The sequence below is a fragment of the Kitasatospora sp. NPDC089797 genome, assembly GCF_040684795.1.
In the GTDB taxonomy this organism is placed as follows: Bacteria; Actinomycetota; Actinomycetes; order Streptomycetales; family Streptomycetaceae; genus Kitasatospora.
Genome location: NZ_JBFBGS010000053.1, coordinates 30721 through 54364 on the forward strand (window position 1 = coordinate 30721; position 23644 = coordinate 54364).

The 23644-nt window shown below is 77.2% G+C and carries 14 protein-coding genes; all 14 read left to right on the forward strand.

All coding sequences use genetic code 11. From position 1 onward, the window contains the following. The first annotated feature begins 132 nt into the window (after positions 1-132). The 14 genes from AB0O91_RS32985 to glyA all read left to right on the forward strand — a co-directional run bounded on the left by AB0O91_RS32985 (position 133) and on the right by glyA (position 23636). Entirely contained in the window at positions 133-339 is a 207-nt protein-coding gene (locus AB0O91_RS32985) for a hypothetical protein (RefSeq protein WP_363441132.1), read from the forward strand. A 148-nt stretch (positions 340-487) separates the two neighbouring features. Then, positions 488-1495, forward strand: a complete 1008-nt coding sequence (locus AB0O91_RS32990; RefSeq protein ID WP_363441134.1) for an AfsR/SARP family transcriptional regulator — start codon at positions 488-490, stop codon at positions 1493-1495. A gap of 215 nt (positions 1496-1710) precedes the next feature. Beyond that, on the forward strand, positions 1711-4455 hold the full coding sequence (locus AB0O91_RS32995) for a penicillin acylase family protein (protein WP_363441136.1): 2745 nt from the start codon (positions 1711-1713) through the stop codon (positions 4453-4455). A 295-nt stretch (positions 4456-4750) separates the two neighbouring features. After that, positions 4751-5809, forward strand: a complete 1059-nt coding sequence (locus tag AB0O91_RS33000; RefSeq protein WP_363441138.1) for a ketoacyl-ACP synthase III family protein — start codon at positions 4751-4753, stop codon at positions 5807-5809. Continuing rightward, a complete protein-coding gene (locus AB0O91_RS33005) occupies positions 5806-7350 on the forward strand; it encodes an AMP-binding protein (RefSeq protein ID WP_363441140.1) in 1545 nt (514 codons plus the stop codon). Before AB0O91_RS33000 ends, AB0O91_RS33005 begins: the two co-directional genes overlap by 4 nt. Beyond that, positions 7340-8623, forward strand: coding sequence for a type III PLP-dependent enzyme (locus tag AB0O91_RS33010; protein ID WP_363441142.1), 1284 nt, complete (start codon positions 7340-7342; stop codon positions 8621-8623). Before AB0O91_RS33005 ends, AB0O91_RS33010 begins: the two co-directional genes overlap by 11 nt. Before the next feature lie 111 nt (positions 8624-8734). After that, positions 8735-9001, forward strand: coding sequence for a phosphopantetheine-binding protein (locus AB0O91_RS33015; protein WP_363441144.1), 267 nt, complete (start codon positions 8735-8737; stop codon positions 8999-9001). 37 nt (positions 9002-9038) lie between these two features. Continuing rightward, positions 9039-10043, forward strand: a complete 1005-nt coding sequence (locus tag AB0O91_RS33020) for a clavaminate synthase family protein (RefSeq protein WP_363441146.1) — start codon at positions 9039-9041, stop codon at positions 10041-10043. A gap of 178 nt (positions 10044-10221) precedes the next feature. Then, positions 10222-11457: a hypothetical protein gene (locus AB0O91_RS33025; RefSeq protein WP_363441148.1), complete on the forward strand. Its 1236-nt coding sequence runs from the start codon at positions 10222-10224 to the stop codon at positions 11455-11457. Positions 11458-11769: 312 nt separating this feature from the next. Next, positions 11770-12006, forward strand: coding sequence for an MbtH family NRPS accessory protein (locus AB0O91_RS33030; protein WP_363441149.1), 237 nt, complete (start codon positions 11770-11772; stop codon positions 12004-12006). A 95-nt stretch (positions 12007-12101) separates the two neighbouring features. Continuing rightward, a complete protein-coding gene (locus tag AB0O91_RS33035) occupies positions 12102-17567 on the forward strand; it encodes an amino acid adenylation domain-containing protein (RefSeq protein WP_363441151.1) in 5466 nt (1821 codons plus the stop codon). Beyond that, complete coding sequence (locus tag AB0O91_RS33040) at positions 17564-18901, forward strand: cysteate synthase (protein ID WP_363441153.1); 1338 nt, start codon at positions 17564-17566, stop codon at positions 18899-18901. The genes AB0O91_RS33035 and AB0O91_RS33040 overlap by 4 nt, the downstream gene beginning before the upstream one ends. After that, a complete protein-coding gene (locus tag AB0O91_RS33045) occupies positions 18898-22281 on the forward strand; it encodes an amino acid adenylation domain-containing protein (protein WP_363441155.1) in 3384 nt (1127 codons plus the stop codon). Before AB0O91_RS33040 ends, AB0O91_RS33045 begins: the two co-directional genes overlap by 4 nt. Beyond that, a complete protein-coding gene (gene glyA, locus AB0O91_RS33050; RefSeq protein ID WP_363441157.1) occupies positions 22278-23636 on the forward strand; it encodes a serine hydroxymethyltransferase in 1359 nt (452 codons plus the stop codon). The genes AB0O91_RS33045 and glyA overlap by 4 nt, the downstream gene beginning before the upstream one ends. Positions 23637-23644 lie beyond the last annotated feature (8 nt).

Genomic DNA, 23644 nt, shown 5'->3' on the forward strand with positions numbered 1-23644 from the left:
GAGCTGGGACAACCGGCTCGTCAGCCCGGCAGAATCGATCTCGTCGAAGCGCGGCGAGCAGCAGCAGGAACCGCCGCCTCACCCGAACCCCCCTTACCGCACCGGGCATTCCCATGCCCGAAAGGAGCCATCATGGCCGCCACGAAGTTCCGTTTCGCCGCCGTCCTCGCCGCCGCCGCCATCGTCCTGGGCGCCGGTGCCGGGCTCGCCGAGACCGGCCCGGCCGCCGCCTCCGAGCACGGCACCGTCACCGCCGCCGGCCAGGCCGCGGCCCCGTCGGCGCTGCCGGCCGGCGGCAACGGCAACGCCAAGACCGACGACATGGGCTGGCAGTTCTGAACCGGTGCCGCCGGGCCGTCCGGCCCCGCCGCACCCCCTGAACTCCCCCGACCGGGCCCGGCCTCCCGACCCGTCCCCTGATCCCGCACAGTTCCCTCGACTGCGTCCGAGCCCACCACACCACGACCCCGGCTCGGCGGAGGCTGCCATGACCACTCCTCTCCTTCCGACCACCACCACGGACGGCCTCAGCTTCGAACTGCTGGGGGAGGTCCGCGGTTGGCGGGACGGCATCGAAATCCCGCTCGGCGCCCCGCGCCAACGCGCGCTGCTCGCCGTCCTGCTCCTGCGTGCGGGCTCGCCCGTCGGCCGCGACCACCTGATCGACGGGATCTGGGGCGACGCCACCGTGGCGGACGGCGCCAACCTGGTGCAGGCCTACGTCTCCAAGCTGCGCAGGCTCTTCGAGCCCGCCCGGGCCCCGCGCGCCGCCGGTGGCGTCCTCACCCGGGTCGGCGCCTCCTACCGGCTCTCCATCGGCCCCGGGCAGTACGACCTCGGCCGCTTCGAGCAGGCGGTGGCCGACGCCCGCGCCCTCCAGGCGGCCGGACGGCCCGAGACCGCCGAACGGACCCTGGCCGCCGCCCTCGACTCCTGGGCCGGTCCCGCCCTCACCGGCGTCAGCGGGCCGCTGCTCGACGTCGAACGCGCCCGGCTCGCGGAGCTGCGGCTGGCCGCGGTCGAGGAGCACGCCGAACTCGCGCTCCAACTCGGCGGCCACGCCCGGCTGGTGCCCCACCTGCTCGTCCTCACCGCCGAGCACCCGTACCGCGAGCGGCTCTGGGCGCTGCTGATGGTCGCGCTCTACCGGGGCAGCCGGCAGGCCGACGCGCTCGCCGCCTTCCAGCGGGCCCGGCACACCCTGACCGAGAACCTCGGCCTGCTGCCGGGCCCCGAACTGCGCGGGATCGAGGAGGCGATCCTCGCCGGGCGCCCCGACCCGCTCGCCCGCGCCGCCGCCTCGGTCGACTCCGGCCCGCCCCACGACTCCCCGCTCCACGACACGCCGCTCCACGACTCCCCGCTCCCGCGCACCGGACCGGCTCCCCGGCGCGCGCACCTGGCCCTGGTCGGCGCGACGTCCGCCGCCGTGCCGGCACCGCGCGCGGCCGCCCCCGGTCCGTGGAGCGACGGCGCCGCCCGACTCGCGCGCTGAGGCGGCCGGGACCGGGCACCGCCCCGGACGATCCGCCGTTCCGCCGCCCCGTCGCTCCGTACGACCGGCCGGTCCGCCGTGCTCCCCCGCCGCTCGGACTCCCCGCTCGTCCCCGCCGCTCGAACCCCCGCCGCCGTGCGCCCGTGCCCGCCCACGTGCGCACGGCGGCACTTGCCGTGCCCGGAATCCCCGTCGAGACAAGGAAGCGCCACCCCGTGACAGTCCAGACCGACACCGCCGCGCCGGACGATCCGCGTCCGGCCGCCGAACCCGCCCGGGAGGCCGGGCCCGAACCCGGCGCCGCCGTGGCGACGGCCCCCGACCCCGCACCCGACCCCGCACCCGACGCCGACGCGACCGCGACCGCCCCGCCGCCGCCGTCCGGGCGCCGACGCGTGCTGCGGATCCTGAAGCGCACCGCGATCGTGCTCACCGCCCTGGTCCTGCTGGCCGCCGGCAGCCTGGCCGGATACACCTACTGGACGGTCGGGCGCTCCCTGCCGCAGCTGTCCGGCAGCACCACCGTGCCCGGGCTGCACGGCGAGGCCCGGATCGTCCGGGACGCCTCCGGGATCCCGCAGATCTACGCCGACACCGCGCACGACCTCTTCCTCGCCGAGGGCTACGCCCAGGCGCAGGACCGGTTCTGGCAGATGGACGTCCAACGGCACGTCACCGCCGGCCGGTTGGCCGAGATGTTCGGCCCGAGCGAGGTCCAGACCGACAAGGTGGCCCGCACCTTCGGCTGGTACCGGGTGGCCGAGCAGGAGGTGACGATGCTGTCGCCGCAGACCCAGGAGTACCTCCGGGCGTTCTCCGCCGGCGTCAACGCCTACCTCGCCGAGCACCACGACGCCGAACTGTCGGTGGAGTACCCGGTGCTCGGCTTCGTCGCCGGTGACTACCGCCCGGAGCAGTGGACCCCGGCCGACTCGGTCTCCTGGCTGAAGACCATGGCCTGGAACCTGAACACCGGCATGATCGACCAGTTCCAGCACGCCATGCTGCCCGCCGACCTGCCGGACGGCGCCTCCGACGACCTCTTCCCGGGCTACGACTTCCAGCGCTGGGCGCCGATCGTCCCCGACCCGGCATCGGCCCCGGCCCAGGCCCAGGCCGCTGCGCCGGCCGACCCCGCCGCCCCGGACTCCGCCGTCCCGGACCCCGCCGTCCCCGCCGCGGCCTCCACCGCGCTGGCCGACAGCGCGCGCGTGCGCACCGTGCTGGCCGCCGTCCTCGGCCCGCAGGGCATCGGCATCGGTTCCAACTCCTGGGTGGTGAGCGGCAGCCGCACCACCACCGGCAAGCCGCTGCTGGAGAACGACCCGCACCTCACCCCCTCGCTGCCGGGCGTCTGGTACCAGGTCGGCCTGCACTGCACCAAGGTCGGGCCGGACTGCGCCTACGACGTCAGCGGCTTCACCTTCGCCGGCATGCCGGGCGTGGTGATCGGCCACAACGCCGACATCTCCTGGGGCTTCACCGACCTCGGCGCCGCCGACTCCGACCTGTTCGTGGAACGGGTCAGCGGCTCCTCGTACGAGCACGAGGGCCGGCAACTGCCGCTCACCGTACGGCAGGAGACGATCAAGGTCGCGGGCGGCCGGCCGGTCGACCTGACCGTCCGCTCCACCCTGCACGGGCCGCTGATCTCGGACGTGCTCAAGTCCGCGGGCGAGGTGGCCGACCACGGCCGGGAGCCGGACGTGCCGCCGCACGGCGACCAGGACGGCTACGCGGTCGCCATGCAGTGGACCGCGCTCGACCCCGCCCCCACCGTGGACGCCCTGTTCGCCCTGGACCGGGCGAAGGACTGGAACGACTTCCGCGCCGCCGCCGCGGTCTTCGCCTCCCCGGTGCAGAACATGATCTACGCGGACACCGCCGGCAACATCGGCTACCAGACGCCCGGCCGGATCCCCGTCCGCAAGGCCGGCGACAGCCGCAGCCCCGTCCCCGGCTGGACCGGGGCCTACGACTGGACCGGCTACCTGCCGTTCGACCAGCTGCCCACCAGCTTCAACCCGCCGCAGGGCTACATCGTCACCGCCAACAACGCGGTCGTCGGCCCCGGTTACCCGCACCTGATCGGCAGCGACTGGGGCACCGGCTACCGCAGCAAGCGGATCGCCGACCTGATCGAGCAGGCCGGCAAGCTGGACGTCGCGGCGATGGAGCGGATCACCCAGGACACCTGGAACGGCAACGCCGCCACCCTGGTGCCCCACCTGCTCCAGGTCCCGGTCGACGCCGGGACCAAGCCCGCCCAGGACCTGCTGCGCGGCTGGGACTTCACCCAGGGCGCCGGCTCCGCGCCGGCCGCCTACTTCAACGCGGTCTGGCGGGAGCTGCTCAAGGAGGCCTTCACCGACCGGCTGAGCCGGGCCGGGGTCAAGAGCTACGCCTACCCGGACGGCGGCGGCCGCTGGTTCGACGTGGTGCGCGGCCTGCTCGACAAGCCGGACAGCCTCTGGTGGACGAGCACCGCCGACCCGTCCGTCCAGGGCCGCGACGCGATGCTGCGCCGGGCCATGGAACAGGCCGCCACCGATCTGCGCAAGCGGCTGGGCGACGACCCGGGCGCCTGGCGCTGGGGCGCCCTGCACACCCTCACGCTGGAGAACCCGACCCTGGGCACGGCCGGCCCGGCGCCGCTCCAGTGGCTGCTGAACGCCGACCCGATCGGCGTCGGCGGCGGCACCGACACCGTGCTCGCCAACGGCTGGGACCCGCAGAAGGGGTTCGAGGTGATCTGGGTCCCCTCGATGCGGATGGTGGTGGACCTGGCGGACTTCGACCGCTCCCGCTGGGTCAACCTGACCGGCGCCTCCGGCCACGCGACCTCGGACAACTACACCGACCAGACCGGCCCGTGGGCCCGCGGCGAGGGCCTCGCCTGGCCGTACGGGAGCGCGGCGGTGGACGCCGCCGCCCGCAACCGGCTGCGCCTCACCCCCTGAGGCCCGGCCCCCGACGGGCCCGCCCGGTGCCCGGTCCCGCCCACGCGGGGCCGGGCACCGGCGTGCCGGGGGTCCGCGGCCGGACCTCAGCGGGCGTTCAGTGGAACGTCAGCCGCCCACCGGCGGGCGCCCGGTGGGCCGTCAGCGGCACCGCCCCCGGTGGTCAGCCCGGCGCCAGTCGCCCACCAACCGGGCGCCAGTGGAGGGCAACCGCGCGGCAGGCGGCGGACGGAAGCATCGTCACCGACAGTCGCCCCCGGCAGAGCGCTGCCGCGGGGCCGGAGATCGGAGGGACATGCGCTGGGAGCAGGTGTACCTGGCCGGCACGGGTGTCTGGCTGGCCGACCGCGCGGACGCGGCGGACGCGGTCGCGGCCGGTGCGTACGACGCCGCGGAACACGCCGTCAACCGGATCGACTCGGTCAGCGCGGCCACCGCCGGCGGGCCGGACGACCTCGCCGCACCGGAGATGGCGGTCCGCGCCGCGCGCACCGCGCTGCGCCGGGCGGGCCGCGCGGCGGCCCGTGTCGGCACCGTCTTCCACAGCTACCTGTGGTTCCAGGGCGCCGAGTTGTGGCCGTCCGCCGCGTACGTGGCGGAGCACACGGTCGGTTCGGCGGTGCCCGCCTTCGACCTGTTGCAGCAGTGCAACGCCGGCCTGTCGGGGATGGAACTGGCGGCCCGGCAGCTCCACGCGGGCGGGCCCGGCCGGGACGAGGCCGTCCTGCTGACCACCGCCGACCGCTTCGCCCCGCCGGCCTTCGACCGCTGGCGCGCCGAGCGCGGCATGGTCTACGGCGACGGGGGCACCGCGGTGGTGCTGAGCACCTCCGCCGAGAACGCCGTCGCCCGGCTGCTCGCCACCGCGACCCGGGTGGACAACTCCCTCGAGGGCCTGGCCAGGGGCACCGGGTTCCGGCCCGGCCCGGACGCGGCCGACCGGCCGGTGGACCTGGGGGCCCGGACCGAGGAGCACTTCCGGGAGCACCGCAACCTGCGGGCCGCGACCCTGCGCACGGCCGAGGTCGCGGCGGAGTCGATCCGGGCCGCCCTGGCCGAGGCCGACACCCCGATCGAGCGGATCGCCCGGGTGGTGCTCAACGCCACCGGGCACCAGCGGATGCAGTGGCAGCTGACCCAGCAACTGGGCGTCGACGAGACGCGCTCCACCTGGGAGTTCTGCCGCGAGGTGGGCCACCTGGGCGCCGGGGACCACGTCGCCGGTCTGAACGAGCTGCTGGAGACCGGCGAACTGGCCGGCGGGGACCGGGTGCTGCTGGTCGGCGGGGGCACCGGCTACAGCTGCACCAGCGCGGTCGTCGAGATCACCGACCCCGCGGGCTGGTGCGCATGAGCACCTCGACGGCCACCGCCGCCGCGCCGCCCGACGACGCACCCGACGGCGACGGCACCCTCGTCACCGACCTGCTGGACGCGACCGCCGCCGCCCGCCCCGACGCCCCGGCCGTCCGGGACGACGACGGCGCCTGGAGCTACGCCGAACTGGCCTCCGCCAGCCGGACGGTGGCCGCCCGGCTGCGCGGCCCCGGCGGCGTCCGGCCCGGCGACCGGGTGGTGCTGCGGCTGGGCAACCGGCGGGAGTTCGCCGCGCTGTACTACGGCGTGCTGCGGGCCGGCGCCGTCGCGGTGCCGCTGAACCCGGAGATGAAGCCCTTCGTGCTCCGCGGCGTGCTGGCCGACGCCGCGCCCGCCGTGGTGGTGCTCGACCCCGCCGAGGCGGAACCGGTCCGCGCGGCGGTGGCCGCCTGCGGCGCCCGGGCGGCCGCGCCCGCCGAACTGCTGGCGGAGGAAGGGGTGTCGGAGCACGGACCCGGTGCCGTCCGCCCGGCCGCCGACGCCGTCGCCCAGCTGATCTACACCTCCGGCAGCACCTCCGCCCCCAAGGGCGTGGTCTGCACCCACCGCCAGGTCGTCTTCGCGGCCCGGGCGATCGCCCGCCGGCTCGGCTACCGGCCGGACGACGTGGTGCTCACCGCGCTGCCGCTCTCCTTCGACTACGGCCTCTACCAGCTCCTGCTGGCCGCGATCGGCGGCTCCGCGCTGGTGCTGACCGACGCGGGCGCGCCGGTGCGGGCCCTGACCGCGCTGCGCGCCCACCGGGCCACCGTGGTGCCGGTGGTGCCCTCGCTGGCCGAGCTGCTGTGCCGGCTCGCGGCCCGCGGCGCCGCCCCGGAGCACGTCCGGCTGTTCACCAACACCGGTGCGGCCCTGGCCGGTCCGACCATCGAGGCGCTGCGCTCCGGCTTCCCGGGCGCGGCCGTGGTGGCGATGTACGGGATCACCGAGTGCAAGCGGGTGACCGTCGCGGAGCCGGACGTCGACCGCGAACGCCCCGGCTCGGTGGGACGGGCCCTGGACGGCACCACGGTCGAGGTGCTCGACGAGCAGGGCCGCCCGCTGCCGCCGGGCGAGGTCGGCGAGATCGTCGTCGGCGGCCCGCACGTGATGGCCGGCTACTGGAACGCGCCCGGGCTCACCGCCCACCGCTACCGCCCCGACCCGCGCACCGGGCGGACCAGGCTGCACACCGGCGACCACGGCCGGCTGGACGAGGACGGCCACCTCTACTTCGCCGGGCGCCTCGACGACCAGTTCAAGCGGCGCGGCGTGCGGATGGGGACGCCGGAGATCGAGGCCGCCGCCCTGGACGTGCCGGGCGTGCGGGCCGCCGCCGCACTGCCGCCCCGGGACGGGCTCGACCTGCGCCTGGTGGTCACCGGCGAGGACGGCCTGACCGCGCGCCGGGTGATCGAGGGCCTGGAGCAGCGGTTGGAGCCCGCGAAGGTGCCCGCCGGCTGCCGGGTCCTGGCCCGGATGCCGCTCACCCCCAACGGCAAGATCGACCGGAAGGCGCTGGAGAACGATGCGCACTGACCACCCCTCCCCCGCGCCCGACCGGACGGCCGAGCAGGACGGGCTGGCGGCCGAGCTGGTGGGCCGCTACGGCAGCCCGCTCTACGTCTACGACCTGGACCGGGTCACCCGGGCCGCCGCCGACCTGCGCGCGGCACTGCCCGAACACGCCCGCCTCTACTACTCGTTGAAGGCCAACCCGCACCCCGAACTGGTCCGTGCCCTGCGGCTGGCCGGGTGCAGCCCGGAGATCTGCTCGACCGGCGAGCTGGCCGCCGCACTGGAGGCGGGCTTCGCCGGGGCCGACTGCCTCTACGGCGGCCCCGGCAAGACCGCCGGCGAACTGCGCGAGGCGCTGGCCGCCGGGGTGCGCACCTTCTCCGTCGAGTCGCCGGCCGACCTGCGCCGGGTCGGCGCCGAGGCCCGGGCGCTGGGCGTGACCGCGCGCTGCCTGCTGCGGATCAACGGCACCGGCGCGGGCGCGGGCGTCGGCCTGCGGATGACCGGCGGGCCCTCCCAGTTCGGCCACGACATCACCGACGGCCTGCCCGACATCGCCGAACTCACGGTGGACGGAACCGAGTTGTGCGGCCTGCACTTCTTCCCGCTGACCAACGCCAGTGACCCGCAGGGGCTGCTCGCCGAGGCGGTCGCCTCGATCCGCACCGCCGCCGCGCTGGAGGCCCACTGGGGCGTGCCGCTGCAGTTGCTCGACCTCGGCGGCGGCTTCGCCTGCCCGTACGCGGCCCCGGGCGAGCGGCCGCGCTACGACGGACTGCGCGAGCCGCTGACGGCCGCGCTGAACGAGCACCTGCCGGGCTGGCGGGGCCGGTTGGAGCCGGCCTTCGAGTCCGGCCGGTACCTGGTCGGCGACAGCGGCCGGCTGATCTGCACCGTCACCGAGGTGAAGGAGAGCCGGGGCACCACGTACGGCGTGCTGGACAGCGGGATCAACCACCTCGGCGGGCTCTCCGGGGTCGGCCGACTGCCCTCGCTGCGCGCCGAACCGCTGCGCCCGGCCGGTACCACCGGCTCCCCCGGGACCGCCGCCCCGCCCCGGCGGGTCGCCCTGGTGGGGCCGCTCTGCACGCCCGCCGACGTGATCAGCCGGGCCGCCGAGACCACCCCGCCGCGGGCCGGCGAGCTGCTGGCCGTGCCCAACGTCGGCGCCTACGGCGCCACCGCGAGCCTGCTCGGCTTCCTCAGCCGTCCGGCACCGGCCGAGATCACCGTCCGGGACGGCCGGGTGGTCAGTGCCGACCGCCTCGTCCTCGGACGCCGCCCGCTGCACTGACTCCCCCGCCACCCACGGCACTCGGGCAGCCGGAGCACGACCGCACCGAACGCACCGACCACCCCGACCACCACCGCGACCCCCGGGTCGCCCCGCAAGGAGCTGAACGCCATGACCGCCACCGCCCCCTGGGACGAGCGCTACGAAGCCGTCCTGACCGACCTGCTGCCCCGCCTCGCCGAGGAGCTCCCGCTGACCGCCGACCGCGAGCTGCGGACCGCCGGACTGGACTCGATGGCCACCGTCGAGCTGCTGGTGCGACTCGAGGAGGCCTACCGGATCGCCATCCCCGACGACGCGTTGGACCGGGACGCGTTCGGGACCGCGGGCAGCCTGTGGGCCGTGGTCGCCGCGCAGCTCGACCCCGCCCGCCGCTGACCGCCGCCCCGCGACGACCTCGAGAAAGGCCGATACCGTGCCGGTTCCACCGGACATCGCCACCTCGGCACCGGACCTGGTGCTGACCGGGGCCGAGCGCACCGCGACCGAACGGGTCGCCGCGCTGCTCTGCGACCCGCCGCCCGCCCTCGTCGACGACCCGGCCTGGGTGGCCGCGGTCCGCGACCGCTGGGAGGACCTCCCCGCCCGGCTCCGCCGCACCCTGCGCGGCTTCCGCCGCGACCCCGGCCCGGGCGGCGCACTGCTGGTGCGCGGCCTGCCGGTCGCCGCGGCCGCGCTCGGCCGGACCCCGCTGGCCGGCGGCTCGGTGCAGCGCACCGCCACCGTCCCGGCCGCCGTGCTGGTGCTCGCCGCGTGCGGGCTCGGCGACCCGGCCGCCTTCCGCCCGGAGAAGACCGGCGCGCTGGTCCAGGACGTCGTCCCGGTGCCCGGGCAGGAGGAGTTCCAGGGCAACGCGGGCTCGGTGCTGCTCACCTTCCACAACGAGAACGCCTTCCACCCGCACCGCCCGGACTTCGTCATGCTGCTCTGCCTGCGCGCGGACCCGGACGGGCTCGCCGGGCTGCGCACCTCCTGCGTGCGCGAGGCGCTGCCGCTGCTGGACGAGCGGACCCGGGCGGACCTGCGGCGGCCCGAGTTCCGCACCGCGCCGCCGCCCTCCTTCGGCGCCGCCGACGGCCCCGCCGAGCCGCACCCGGTGCTCGGCGGCGCGCCCGAGGACCCGGACCTGCGGGTGGACATGGCGGCCACCGAGCCGCTGACCGGGCGGGCCGCGGCCGCCCTGGCGGAGCTCCAGGACGCCTTCGAGCGCACCGCGCGGACCGTCCGGCTGGAGCCCGGTGACCTGGCCGTCGTCGACAACCGGATCACCGTGCACGGACGCACCGCGTTCAGTCCGCACTTCGACGGCACCGACCGGTGGCTCCAGCGCACCTTCGTCCTCGCCGACCTGCGCCGCTCCCGCGCGCACCGGGCCGGCGATGGGTACGTCCTGGCCGACCCGGCCGCGCAGCACGGCTGAGCGCCGCCCCGCCGCACCCCGTCCGTCCCACCCCCACAGCCTGGCCGGCTGCGGACCGCCCGGTCCGCGGCCGGCCGGGCTGTGCCGTCCTGCCCGGCGGGACCACCGGCGGCCACCGCCGGCGGCACCGCCGCACCGGGCCGTTCCCGGCCCGGCCGACCACCGAACGGAGCCCCCGTTGACCACCGCCCTCTCCCCGGCCGCACCCACCGCACCCACCGCACCCACCCACGGTGACACCCTCTCCCCCGTACCCGGCGTCAACGGCCCCAGCCTGGCCGCCGCCCGGCCGGACCCGGCCGACCTCGACCCGCGCCGCGCGCTGGACGAGGTGACCCGGTGGCGGCACGACGGCGCGGCCGCCGACCGGTTCCCGTACCGGGCGGTGCTCGGCCACTACCGGGCGGTCGGCAAGAACGCGGTCGGCGCGGAGCTGCTGACCGCCCTCCGCGCCGTCGCGCCGTCCGACGACACCGCCGCACCGGACGGCACCGCCGCAGCCGACCCGCACACCGCCGGGGACCCGGCGGCGCGCCTGCTCGCGGACTGGCTGCCCCAGGTGGTGGACGGCCGCCAGGGCGACTACGACAGCTACCTGGGCACCCCGGTCTACGCCGCGCTCGCCGCCGCCGGGGCGGACACCGACCAGGTGATCACCGCGCTGCTCGCCGACGTGGTGGCGATCGAGGCCGCCGCCCTCCCCGGGAACCCGGCCGGGCTGCCCCGCACCCGGGCCGCGCTGCGCGCCCTCACCGCGACGGCCGGGCTGCCGACCGTGGCGCCCGGCGAGCCCGAGGCCCTCGTCGCGGCCTGCGCGGAGGCGGTCGCCGCGGCGCGGGCGGCCGTGCCGGCCGGGGTGCTGCGGGCGGTGGAGCTGACCCTGACCCCGACCACCCGCGGCCACGACGAGCTGATGTTCATCCGGGTGATCCAGATCTTCGAGGCGGTCTTCGCCGCCGTCGGCCGGGCCGTGGCCGGGGCGACCGCGGCGGTGGCCGACGGCCGGGCCGGGCGGGCCCGGGACCTCCTGGTGGAGGCGACCCGTCAGGTGACCGGCACGTCCGGGGTGTTCCGGGTGCTGACCACCATGCCCAAGGACGCCTTCGCGGTGATCCGGGCCAACACCGACGGGCGCAGCGCCGTCCAGTCCCGGGCCTACCGGGGCGTCGAGCGGTCCTGCCCCACGCTGCACCTCGCGCTCCTGGCGAGCGGCCTGCCGCAGGACGAACTCGGGCCCGTGATGGCCGGGTTGGACGAGGCCTGGGGGGCGATGAAGCGCACCCACTGGGGCATCACGATGAAGATCATCGGCTCGGTGCGCGGCACCGGCGGGACGGCCGGCGCCGCCTACCTCCGCGAAGCCGCCGAGGCCCGGCTCTTCCCCGCGCTCCGCCCGGCGCAACCGGCCGGCTGAGGGCCCAGGCCGGCGTTCAGTCGGCCTTCAGTGGGCCGTCAGTGGGCCTTCGGCCGGCCGTCAGTGGGCGGCCGGTCGACGGCCGGAGCGGCGCCGGTGCGCGGCCGGTGCCCCGCCGGTCGGACGCCGGAGCCGCGTCCGCAACCCCCCAGCTCGGGCCCAGAACCGGCCAGGACGGCGGTCAGGCCGTGACCAGGGCGCGGTCAGGGCGGAACGACAGCATCGATCCCAGGTCGCCCGGCCCGCGGTCCCGCCGCCGGGCGGCGGCCGCACCCCGTCAGCAGCACACCTCCACCGAATCGGAGCGCAGTCATGAGCAACGAGGACACCACCGTCTACCAGGTCGTGGTCAACCACGAGGAGCAGTACTCGATCTGGCCCGCCGACCGGGAGCTGCCGGCCGGCTGGCGCGCCGAGGGCCCCCGGGGCGAGAAGGCCGAGTGCCTGGCCCACATCGACGAGGTGTGGACCGACATGCGGCCGCTGAGCCTGCGCGTGGCGATGGCGGCGCAGGCCGGGACGGCCGGGGCGGTCCCGGCCGCCGGCTGAGCAGGGGCGGCCGGGACCACCGGCCGGCACCACGACGGCCGCCACCACGACGGCGGACACAGGGCATCGGACACCGAACGGTGAGGGAAGAACGCGTGGACCCGCGACTTGAGCACCAGGACTGGATCTCGGCGATCGCCGCCACCGCGGCGGCGGATCCGGACCGCACGGCCTTCGAGTTCTCCGGGAAGGAGGACGCTCCGGCCGAGCGGCTGAGCTACGGACAGCTCGACCGCCGGGCCCGGGCCGTCGCCGCCCGTCTGCAGCGGCTCGGTCTGACCGACCGGCCGGTGCTGCTGCTCCAGCCGCCGGGCCTCGACTACGTGGTCTCCTTCGTCGGCTGCCTGTACGCGCGGGCCGTCGCCGTCCCGGTGTACCCGCCCAACCGCCGGCCGCGCTCGCTGGAGCGGCTGGTCGACATCGTCGCGGACTGCGGGGCGACGGTCGCGCTGACCACCGCCGCCGTCCGGGACCGGCTGCTGCCCGGGAACCCGGACGGCGCGGTGATGGACGTCCTGCGGCTGGTGGCGACCGACCTGGTGCCCGCCGAGGAGGCGGCGGAGTGGACGCACCCGCGGGTCGGGGCCGACACCGTGGCGTTCCTCCAGTACACCTCCGGCTCCACCTCGGCCCCGCGCGGCGTGGTGCTCACCCACGGCAACCTGCTGCACAACTCGGCCCTGATCCAGCGGGCCTTCCGCACCACCGGCAGCACCCGCGGCATGTCCTGGCTGCCGCTCTTCCACGACATGGGCCTGATCGGCGGCATGCTCCAGCCGCTGTACTACGCCGGCTCCTGCTCGCTGATGGCGCCCACCGCCTTCGCCCAGGACCCGCTGCGCTGGCTGCGCGAGATCAGCCGCACCCGGGCGACGGTCAGCGGCGGCCCCAACTTCGCCTACGACCTGTGCGCGGACCTGGCCACCCCCGAGGTGCTGGCCGGGCTCGACCTGAGCAGCTGGGAGGTGGCCTTCAACGGCGCCGAACCGGTGCGCGCCGAGACCTTCCGCCGCTTCGCCGAGGCCTACGCCCCAGCGGGCTTCCGGGCCGAGGCCTTCACCCCGTGCTACGGGCTGGCCGAGGCCACCCTGATCGTCTCCTGCAAGCCGCACGGCACCGCCCCGGCCCGTTACGACGCCCCCCAATCGCTGCTCGAAGGCGTCGCCGGAGCCGACGGCACCGCCGCCGGGAGCACCGAGCTGGTCAGCAGCGGGCGGCCGGACGACTCCCAGCGGCTGGAGATCGTCGACCCGGTCACCCGGCACCCGGTGCCCGCCGGCGCGATCGGCGAGATCTGGCTCTCCGGGCCGAGCGTGGCCCAGGGCTACTGGAACCGGCCCGAGCACACCGCGGCCACCTTCGGCGCCCGCCTCGCCGCGGCCGACGGGCAGACCGACGCCGAGGGCCCGACGTTCCTGCGCACCGGCGACCTCGGGCTGCTGCGCGACGGCGAACTGTACGTCACCGGGCGGCTCAAGGACCTGGTCATCGTGCGCGGCCGCAACCACTACCCGCAGGACATCGAGCAGACCGTCGCCGCCGTCCACCCCGCGCTGCGTGCCAACTGCGGCGCCGCCGTCCAGGTCGAACTGGCCGGTGCGGCCGAGCTGGTGATCGTCCACGAGGTCGCCCGCGACCACCAGGACGGCGACCTGCCGGCCCTGGCCCTCGCGGTGCGCGAGGCGGTCGCCGAGGCGCACGGGGTCCGGCCGGCCGCCGTGGTGCTGATCCGCGCCGCGACGCTGCCGCGCACCTCCAGCGGCAAGGTCCAGCGCCACGTGTGCGCCGCCTCCTACCGCGAGGGCGCCCTCACCGCGCTCGCCCACAGCGGCCGCCCGCAGGGCGCCGCGGACGAGCGCCCGGTGGCGCTGGACGCCGCCGCGCTGCGGGCCGCCGACCCGGCCGGACGGCCGGCCCTGCTGCTGGCCGCACTGGGTCAACTGCTCGCCGCCCGGCTCGGGTTGACCGCCGAGGAACTCTCGCCGGAGCGCCGGCTCGCCGAACTCGGCCTGGACTCGCTCGGCGCGGTGCGGCTGCGGCACGAGCTGCGCGCCGCCCTGGGCGTCGACCTGGGACTGACCGAGGCCCTCGCCCTGGACCTGGGCGGACTGGCCGGACTGCTCGCCGAGCGGCTCGCCGCCACGGACGCGACGGACGGAGCGGACGCCGACGCCCCGGTGGCGGCCGCCGTCACCGAGCCCGGCGACCACCCGCTCTCCCCCAACCAGGCGGCGCTGCGCCTCCTGCACGAGGTCGCCCCGGACAGCCCCGCCCACCTGGTCTCCGCCGCCTTCCGGGTGCACGGCGACCTCGACCCCGCCGCCCTGCGCACCGCGCTGGACGGCCTGGTCCGCCGGCACGCCGTGCTGCGCAGCACCTTCCCCCGGACCGGCGCCGACCCGGTGCAGCGGGTGCACGCCGAACTCCCGCCCGCCTTCGACCAGGTGGACGCCGCCGGCTGGAGCCCGGCCGAGCTGACCGCCCGCCTAACCGAGGCCGCCGAGCAGCCGTTCGACCCGGCGACCGGCCCGCTGCTGCGGGCCCGGCTCTTCACCGGCGCCGAGGACGGCCACCGACTGGTCCTGACCGCCCACCACCTGGTCGCCGACCTGTGGTCGCTCTCCCTGCTGCTGGACGAACTGGCCGCCCACTACCCGGCGGTGCTGCGCGGCGAGCCGCTCACCGACGCCGCGGACACCGGCACCGCGTCCACCGCCGCCCCCTTCGCCGCCTTCGCCCGCCGACAGGCCGAACTGCCCGCCACCGCCGCCGGACGGCGCAGCCTGGAGCGCTGGCGCACCGCCCTCGACGGGGTCCGCACCGGCACCTCGCTGCCCGCCGACCTGCCGCGGCCCGAGCGCCAGCGGATGCGCGGGGCGAGCGTGCCGCTGACGGTGGACGCCGCCACCACCGAGGCGCTGACCGCCCTGGCCCGGCGCTCCGGCAGCACCCTCTACGTCGTGCTGCTGGCCGCCTACCAGCTGCTGCTGGCCCGCAGCACCGGGGAGTCCGACGTGGTGGTCGGCTCCCCGACCCACGGCCGCGCGGACGCCGGGTTCGCCGGCACGGTCGGCTGCCTGGTCAACACCGTGCCGCTGCGCGCCCGGATCGACGCCGCCGAGGCGTTCCCCGCGCTGCTGGCCCGGGTGCGGGACGCCGCGGGCACCGCCCTGGACGACGCCGAGGTGCCGTTCCCCTCGCTGGTCGAGCTGGTCCGCCCGGACCGCGACCAGGGCGGACGGCCGCTGGTGCGCAGCCTGTTCAGCCTTCAGCAGGCGCCGGGCGGGCACGCCGAGGCGCTGGTCGCGATGGCCACCGGCCGCGACGGCCTGCCGTTCGCCCTCGGACCGCTGGCGTGCTCGACGCTGGCGCTCCCGGTCGGCGGCAGCCAGTTCGACCTCCAGCTGACCCTGGGGGCGACCGCCGACGGCCTGGCCGGCTCCGTCCGCTACGACACCGACCGCTACCTGCCGGTGACGGCCGAGCGCTTCGCCGCCCGCTTCGCCACCCTGCTGGCGGAGCTCGCCGCCGACCCGGACCGGCCGGTCGGCACGCTGCCGCTGGTCTCCCCGGCCGAGCGGGCCGCGCTGCTCGCCGACGGCAACGACACCGCGCTCGGCTACGACCCCGCCGACGGCGTGCTGCGCCGCTTCGAGGCCCGGGCCGCCCGGGCCCCGGAGGCCGTCGCGGTCCGCGCCGCCGGCCCCGGGGGCGGCGAGCAGCTGGACTACGGCACCCTGGACCGGCTCGCCGACGGCGTCGCCGAGCGGCTGCGCGCCCTGGGCGTCGGCCCCGGCCGGACCGTCGCCGTCCTGCTGCCGCGCACCCCGCGGCTGCTCGCCGCACTGCTCGGCGTGCTCAAGTCCGGCGCCGCCTACCTGCCGCTGGATCCCGGCCACCCGGCCGAGCGGCTGGCCCTGGTGCTGGCCGACGGCGACGCCGCCGCCGTCCTCACCGACCTGCCCGCCGACCGGGTGCCGGCCGGCGACTGGACCGTCCTGCCCCTCGACGGCATCGGCGAGGCCCGCCGCACCGCCGACACCCCGGTCGACCCGGAGGCCCCGGCCTACGTGCTGCACACCTCCGGCTCGACCGGCCGCCCCAAGGGCGTGGTGGTCCCGCACCGGGCGCTGGCGAACCTGCTGGCCTCCTTCGAGCGCGACCTGCGGACCGCCCCCGGGAGCGGCTGGCTCTCCGTCACCACCCCGGCCTTCGACATCGCCGCGCTGGAGTACTTCCTGCCGCTGGCCACCGGCGCGACCGTGCACCTGGCGGACGCCGCGACGGCCGGCGACGGCTCCCGGCTGCGGGCCTGCCTGGAGGCCGGCGGGATCACCCACCTCCAGGCCACCCCGGTGACCTGGCAACTGCTGCTGGACGCGGGCTGGTCGGGCACCCCCGGGCTGACCGCGCTGTGCGGCGGCGAACGGCTGCCGGCCGAGCTGGCCGCCGCACTGCTGGCCCGCGACGTACGGCTGTGGCAGGTCTACGGCCCGACCGAGACCACCGTCTGGTCGGCGCGCGGCGAGCTGACCAGCGCCGACGGCGAGCTGCCGCTCGGCACCCCGGTCGCCAACACCCGCCTCCACCTGGTCGACCCGTCCCTCCAGCCGGTCCCCGCGGGGATCACCGGTGAGCTGCTGATCGGCGGCGACGGCCTGGCCCACGGCTACCTCGGCCGGCCCGGGCTGACCGCGGAGCGCTTCGTGCCGGACCCCTTCGGCGGCCGGCCCGGGGCCCGCCTCTACCGCACCGGGGACCTGGTGCGGCGCGGGCCGGACGGCGCGCTGCTGTTCGTCGGCCGCGCCGACACCCAGGTCAAGGTGCACGGCCACCGGATCGAGCTGGGCGAGATCGAGGTCGCCCTGGAGCGGCTGCCCCCGGTGCGCCGGGCGGCGGTCGTGGTGGACGGCGCGGGCGCCGCGGCGCGCCTGGTCGGCTACCTGGAGCAGCACGGCGACGGGGAGCACGGCGCCCCGGCCGCCCCCGCCGACCTGCGCGAGCGGCTGCGGCACACCCTGCCCGGCTACGCCGTCCCCGCGCTGCTGGTGACGCTGGCCGAGCTGCCGCTGACCGCGAACGGCAAGGTGGACCGGCGGGCCCTGCCCGCACCGGAGGCCGCCCCGGCCGGCCCGGACGCGGCCGGGCGGCCGGTCGAGCCGCCGGTCGGCCCGACCGAGGAGCGGATCGCCGCGCTGCTGGCCGAGTTGCTCGGCACCGGCCCGCTCGGCCGCCACGAGGACCTGTTCGACCGGGGCGCGCACTCCCTGCTGCTGGCCCGCTTCGCCGAGCGCGCCCGGAGCGAGTTCGGCACCGACCTGCCGCTGCACCGGTTGTTCGAGCGGCCCACGGTCGCCGCCGTGGCCGCCCTGGTGGACACCGCGGCCCGGGCCCGGCGGACGACCGGACCTGCCCGGCCCGGGCTGACCCGGGTGGACCGTTCCCGGTACGCCGTCAGCCGCGGCGCCGACGGCACGCTGCGCCCGCAGCCCGCCGCCTCGTCCACCGCCATGTCCGCCGCCGCGGCCGCCGCCGGGTCCGTCGCCGGGGAGGGCCGATGACCTCCGCCCCCCAGGCCCCGGCCGCCCGGCCGGCCGCGGCCGCCGCCCCCCGCCCGTACCTGCTGCGATGTCCGGTCTGCCGGCAGGGCTACCAGGACGACGGGCTGCGCCTGGACTGCGCCGCGGCGCACCGGCCGGGCCTGCTGAGCACGGAGTACGCGACCGCGTTCGCCCCCACCGCCGGGGAGGGCCCGTTCCGCTACCGCTGCTGGCTGCCGACCGCCGGCCGGGCCCTGCCCGAGGGCGGCGGCGGCACCACCTACCGGGCCGAGCGGCTGGGCCGCGAACTGGGCCTGGCCGAGCTGTGGGTCGCGTTCAGCGGCTACTGGCCCGAGCGCGGCGCGGCCCTCGCCACCGGCAGCTTCAAGGAGTTGGAGGCCCAGGCGGTGCTGGCCCGGCTGCCCGAGCGGCCGCCGGTCCTGGTGGTGGCGTCCGCCGGGAACACCGCCGCGGCCTTCCTGCGGGCCTGCTCCCGGCAGGGGGTGGCGTGCGTGCTGGTGGTGCCGGAGACGGCGCTGCCCGCCCTCGCCACCGCCGGTGAACGGGCCGACTGCGTCCGGCTGGTGACGGTGGCCGGCGACTACACCGACGCGATCGAGCTGGCCGACGCGATCGCCGCCCGGCCCGGCCACCAGGCCGAGGGCGGCACCCGCAACGTGGCCCGGCGCGACGGCCTGGGCACCGCGCTGCTGGCGGCCGCCGAGACCATCGGCCGGCTGCCCGACCACTACGTGCAGGCGGTGGGCAGCGGGGCCGGCGCGATCGCCGCGCACCAGGCGGCCGGCCGGCTGCTGGCGGCCGGCTTCCCGGCCGCGCCGGACCGGGCCGGGCGCTCCGGCGGACTGCCCCGGCTGACGCTCTGCCAGAACACCCCGTTCGCGCCGATGGTCCGGGCCTGGCAACAGGGCCTGGCCGAGCCGGCCGTGGGCTCCGGCCCGGACGTGCGGGCCGCCGTCGCCGCCGCCCACGCGCCGGAACTGACCACCCGCAAGCCGCCGTACGGGGTGGCCGGCGGGGTGCGCGAGATCCTCACCGCGAGCGGCGGGGAGCTGCTGGCGGCGGACAACGCCGAGGCGGTGGCCGCCGGGCGGCTGTTCGCCGGGGCCGAGGGCATCGACATCGCCCCGGCCGCGGCGGTGGCCCTGGCCGGCCTGCGCCGGGCGGTCGCCGCCGGACGGATCGGGGCCCGGGACACCGTGCTGCTGCACGTCACCGGCGGAGGCCGGGCCCGCCGCGCGGCCGACCACCCGCCGACCGGCGCCGTCCGGCCCGACCTGCGGATCCCGGCCGGGCTGGGCCCCGAGGCCGCCGCCTACCTGGTGACCGGCGCATGACCGCCCCCGCCGTCCCCACCGCCGCCACCGTCCCTCCCGTTCCCGTTCCCGGCCACGCCCCCACCCCGGCCCCCGACCACGAGCCCGAGCCGTCCGACCGGCAGAGAGCAGAGCAGACCATGCAGCAGTTCGCCTTCCCCGCCACCTCGGCGCAGCGCCGGATCTGGCTGGTGGAGCGACTGACCCCCGGCACCAGCGCCTACCACCTGCCGTTCGCGCTGGAGCTGGACGGCCCGCTCGACCCCGCCGCGCTCGGCGCCGCGCTGACCGAGCTGGTCCACCGGCACGAGTCGCTGCGCACCTGCTTCGACCAGGTCGACGGCGAACTGGTCCAACTGGTCGGCGAGCCGCAGCCGTTCGCACTGGAGACCCGGGCGACCCCGGCCGCCGGGCTGGACGCCGTGCTGGCCGCCGACGCCGCCCGCCCCTTCGACCTCGCCCACGGGCCGCTGCTGCGCGCCACGCTGCACCGGCTGGCGCCGGAGCGGCACGTGCTGGCCGTCACCGTCCACCACCTGGTGGCCGACATGTGGTCGGTCGGCGTGCTGCTCGCCGAGCTGGCGCAGTGCTACGCCGGGAAGGGCGCCGACTTGCCGGAACTCCCCGTCCAGTACGGCGACTTCGCCGTCTGGGAGGCCGAGTCCCGGGCCACCGGCGACGACCCGGACCTCGCCCACTGGCACCGGACCCTGGCCGGCGCGCCCGAGCTGCTGGAACTGCCCTGCGACCGCCCGCGCCCCGCCGTCCAGTCGCTGCGCGGCGCCGCCCTGCCGGTCGACCTTCCGGCCGAACTGTCCGACGCCGTCCGGGCGTTGTGCCGCCGGGCCGGGGCGACCCCGTTCATGGCCCTGCTGGCCGCCTTCCAGGCGGTGCTGGCCCGGCACAGCGGCGGCGAGGACATCGTGGTCGGCACCGGCACCGGCGTGCGCCCGGCCGAGGCCGAGGGGCTGATCGGCTGCTTCGTCAACATCCTGCCGATCCGCACCTCGCTGGCCGGCGACCCCACCTTCACCGAACTGCTGGCCCGGGTCCGCCGGTCCGCGCTGGACGCCTTCGAGCACCAGCGGCTGCCGTTCGAGCGGATGCTCCCCGAGCGGTCCGCGAGCCCCTCGCTCAGCCACAACCCGGTCGTCCAGTCGCTCCTGCTGGTGCAGAACGCCCCGCTGGCCGCCCCCGAGCTGCCCGGCCTGGCGGTGACCGTCCGGGAGGTGCCGCGCGGCGGCGCACAGCTCGACCTCAACCTCCAACTGCGCGAGCTGGACGGCGCGTTCACCGGCACCGTCGAGTACGCCAGCGACCTCTTCGACCCGGCCACGGTGGAGCGGCTGCTCGGACACTGGCGCACCCTGCTGGCCGCCGCGGTCGCCTCCCCCGACACCCCGCTGTCGGCGCTGCCGATGCTGACCGCGGCCGAGCGCCACCGCGCCCTGGTCGAGTGGAACGACACCGCCCACCCCTACCCGCAGGCCGGAGCCTGCCTGCACCAGCTGTTCGAGGCCCGGCTGGCCGAGCGCCCGCAGGCGGCGGCCGTGCTGCACGCCGAGGGCGAGCTGAGCTACGCGGCCCTGGACGAGCTCGCCGAGCGGATCGCCGGCCGGCTGGCCGCGCTGGGCGTCGGCCCGGACACCACGGTCGGCGTCTGCCTCGGCAAGGGCCCGGCCCTGGTCGCCGCCCTGCTCGGCGTGCTCAAGTCCGGCGGCGCCTACCTGCCGCTGGACCCGTCCTACCCCGAGCAGCGGCTGGCCTTCATGCTCCGGGACGCGGCGCCGCCGGTGGTGCTCACCGAACGCGCCCTGGCCGGACTGCTGCCCGCCGACGGGACGGCGCTGCTGGAGGTGGAGGACGCCGGGCAGTGGCCCGCCGAGCGGCCGACCGCCGCCCGCCCGACGCCGGACCACCTCGCCTACGTCATCTACACCTCCGGCTCCACCGGCGCGCCCAAGGGCATCGCCGTCCCGCACCGCGGCGCCGTCAACAACCTGCTGGACCTCAACGCCACCTACGGCGTCGGCCCGGACGACCGGGTGCTCGGCCTCTCCTCCCCCAGCTTCGACATGTTCGTCTACGAGACCCTCGGCATCCTGGCGGCCGGCGGCGCGGTGGTCATGCCGCACCCGGACCGGGCCCGCGACCCCCACCACTGGGTGGACCTGGTGCGCCGCCACCGGGTGACGGTGTGGAACTCGGCCCCCGCGCTGGCCGACGCCTTCGTCCGGGCCGGGGAGGAGCGCAACGTCCGCCTGCCGAAGCTGCGGGTCGCCTTCTTCGGCGGCGACTGGATCCCCGTCCCGCTGCCCGGGCGGTTCCGCCGACTGGCGCCGGGGCTGGCCTTCATCGCGCTCGGCGGCGCCACCGAGGCGTCCGTCCACTCGATCACCTACCCGGTCGGCGAGGTCGACCCGGCCTGGACCAGCATCCCGTACGGCCGCCCGATGGTGAACCAGCAGGCCGTGGTGCTGACCCCGGCGCTGGAGCCGGCCCCGGTCGGGGTCCCGGGGGAACTCTGCCTGGCCGGCACCGGGTTGACCCGCGGCTACCTCGGCCGGCCGGGCCTGACCGCGGACCGCTACCGCCCGCACCCGGGGGCCGGCGCCGGTCCGGTGCCGGCCGGCGCCCGGCTGTACCGCACCGGCGACCTGGCCCGCACCCGGGCCGACGGGGTGATCGAGCTGATCGGCCGGCTGGACCACCAGGTCAAGCTGCGCGGCCTGCGGATCGAGCTGGGCGAGATCGAGTCGGTGCTGCGCCGCCACCCCGGCGTCGAACGGGCCGTGGTCGCGGCCCGCGGCAGCGGGGACGAGCGGCGGTTGATCGGCTACCTGGTGGCCGCCCGGGACGGCGCACCCGCCCCGGCCGCGGCCGAACTGCGCGCCCTGCTCCGGGCCGACCTGCCGGAGTACATGGTCCCGTCGGTGTTCGTGACGCTGGAGGCGCTGCCGCTGTCGCCCAACGGCAAGGTGGACCGCGCCGCGCTGCCCGAGCCCGACGCGAACGCCGACCGGGCCGCGTCCGCGTACGTGGCCCCCCGGGACGACACCGAACGGGTGCTGGCCGCGCTCTGGGCCGACCTGCTGGAGGTCGAACGGGTCGGCGCCGACGACGACTTCTTCGCACTCGGCGGGCACTCGCTGCTCGCCACCCGGCTCGCCTCGGCGGTGCTGGAGACCTTCGGCGTCGACCTGCCGCTGCGCGAGCTGTTCGAGGCGCCCACCCTCGCCGAACAGGCGCAGCGGCTGGCCGCCCGGGGCCGCGAGACCGGCACCGACGTCGCGGCGGTGGCCGGGATCGCCGCCGCCCTGCTGGAGATGACCGACGAGGAGGCCCGCGACCTGCTCGCCCGCGAGGGCGCGCACGAGCGGCACGAGGAGAGCCACGCATGAGCATCACCACCACCACGAGCGCCGGCACCCTGGCCGGCTACGCCGAACTCGGCGCCCACCGGCTGGCCGCCGCCGACCCGCTGCTGGCCGACCTGCTGGAGCGCGAGCACGCCCGGCAGAACGAGACGCTGGCCATGGTGGCCGCCTCCAGCAGCGCCGACCCCTCGGTGCTGGCCTGCGCGGGCGCCAGCATCTCCAACGTCACCACCGAGGGCTACCCGGGCGCCCGCTACCACGCGGGCTGCGAACTGGTCGACGAGGTCGAGCGGTTGGCGGTGGAGCGGGCCCGCGCGCTGTTCGGCGCCCGGTACGCCAACGTGCAGCCGCACTCCGGCAGCACCGCCAACCAGATCGTGCTCTGCACCCTGATGAAGCCGGGCGACACCCTGCTCGGCATGGAGCTGAGCGCGGGCGGCCACCTGACCCACGGCTCGCCGGCCTCGGTGTCCGGCCGGTTCTTCCACGCGGTCGGCTACGGCACCGACGCCGACGGCCTGCTGGACTACGAGCAGGTCGCCGAACTGGCCCGCGCCCACCGGCCCAAGGTGATCGTGTGCGGCGCCAGCGCCTACCCGCGCACCGTGGACTTCGCCCGGTTCCGGCGGATCGCCGACGAGGTCGGCGCCTTCCTGCTCGCCGACATCTCGCACATCGCCGGCCTGGTCGCGGCCGGGCTGCACCCGAGCCCGGTCGACCACGCGCACGCCACCACCACCAGCACCTACAAGCAGCTCTACGGCCCCCGGGGCGGCCTGATCCTGCTCGGCCGGGACGCCGACCTGCCGGTGCCCGGCACCCGGCGCACCCTCGCCCAGGCGATCGCCCACGGCACCTTCCCGTTCCTCCAGGGCACCCCCGACCTGGGCGCGGTGGCCGCCAAGGCGCGCGCCTTCGACATCGCCGCCCAGCCGGAGTTCCGGGCCCTGGCACAGCGGGTGGTCACCGGCGCCCGCGAGCTGGCGGAGGCCTTCGCGGGCCTCGGCCACACCCTGGTCACCGGCGGCACCGACAACCACATGGTGCTGCTGGACGTCGGCCGGCGCGGCCTGACCGGCGCGATCGCCGAATCGGCGCTGGCCGGCTGCGGGATCGTGGTCAACCGCAACCGGATCCCCGGCGACCCGCACGGCCCGCGGGTCACCAGCGGCGTCCGCTTCGGCACCAACACCCTCGCGCTGCGCGGCATGGGTGCGGCCGAGCTGCGCCGCTGCGCCGCCCTGGTCGACCGGGTGCTCACCGCCGTGGTGCCGCACGGCGGCGCCGAGTTCACCCTCGACCCGGCCGTCCGCACCGAGGTGCGCGCCGAAGTCGCCCGGCTCTGCCGGGAGTTCCCGCTGCCGCACCACACCTCCTGACCAGCCTC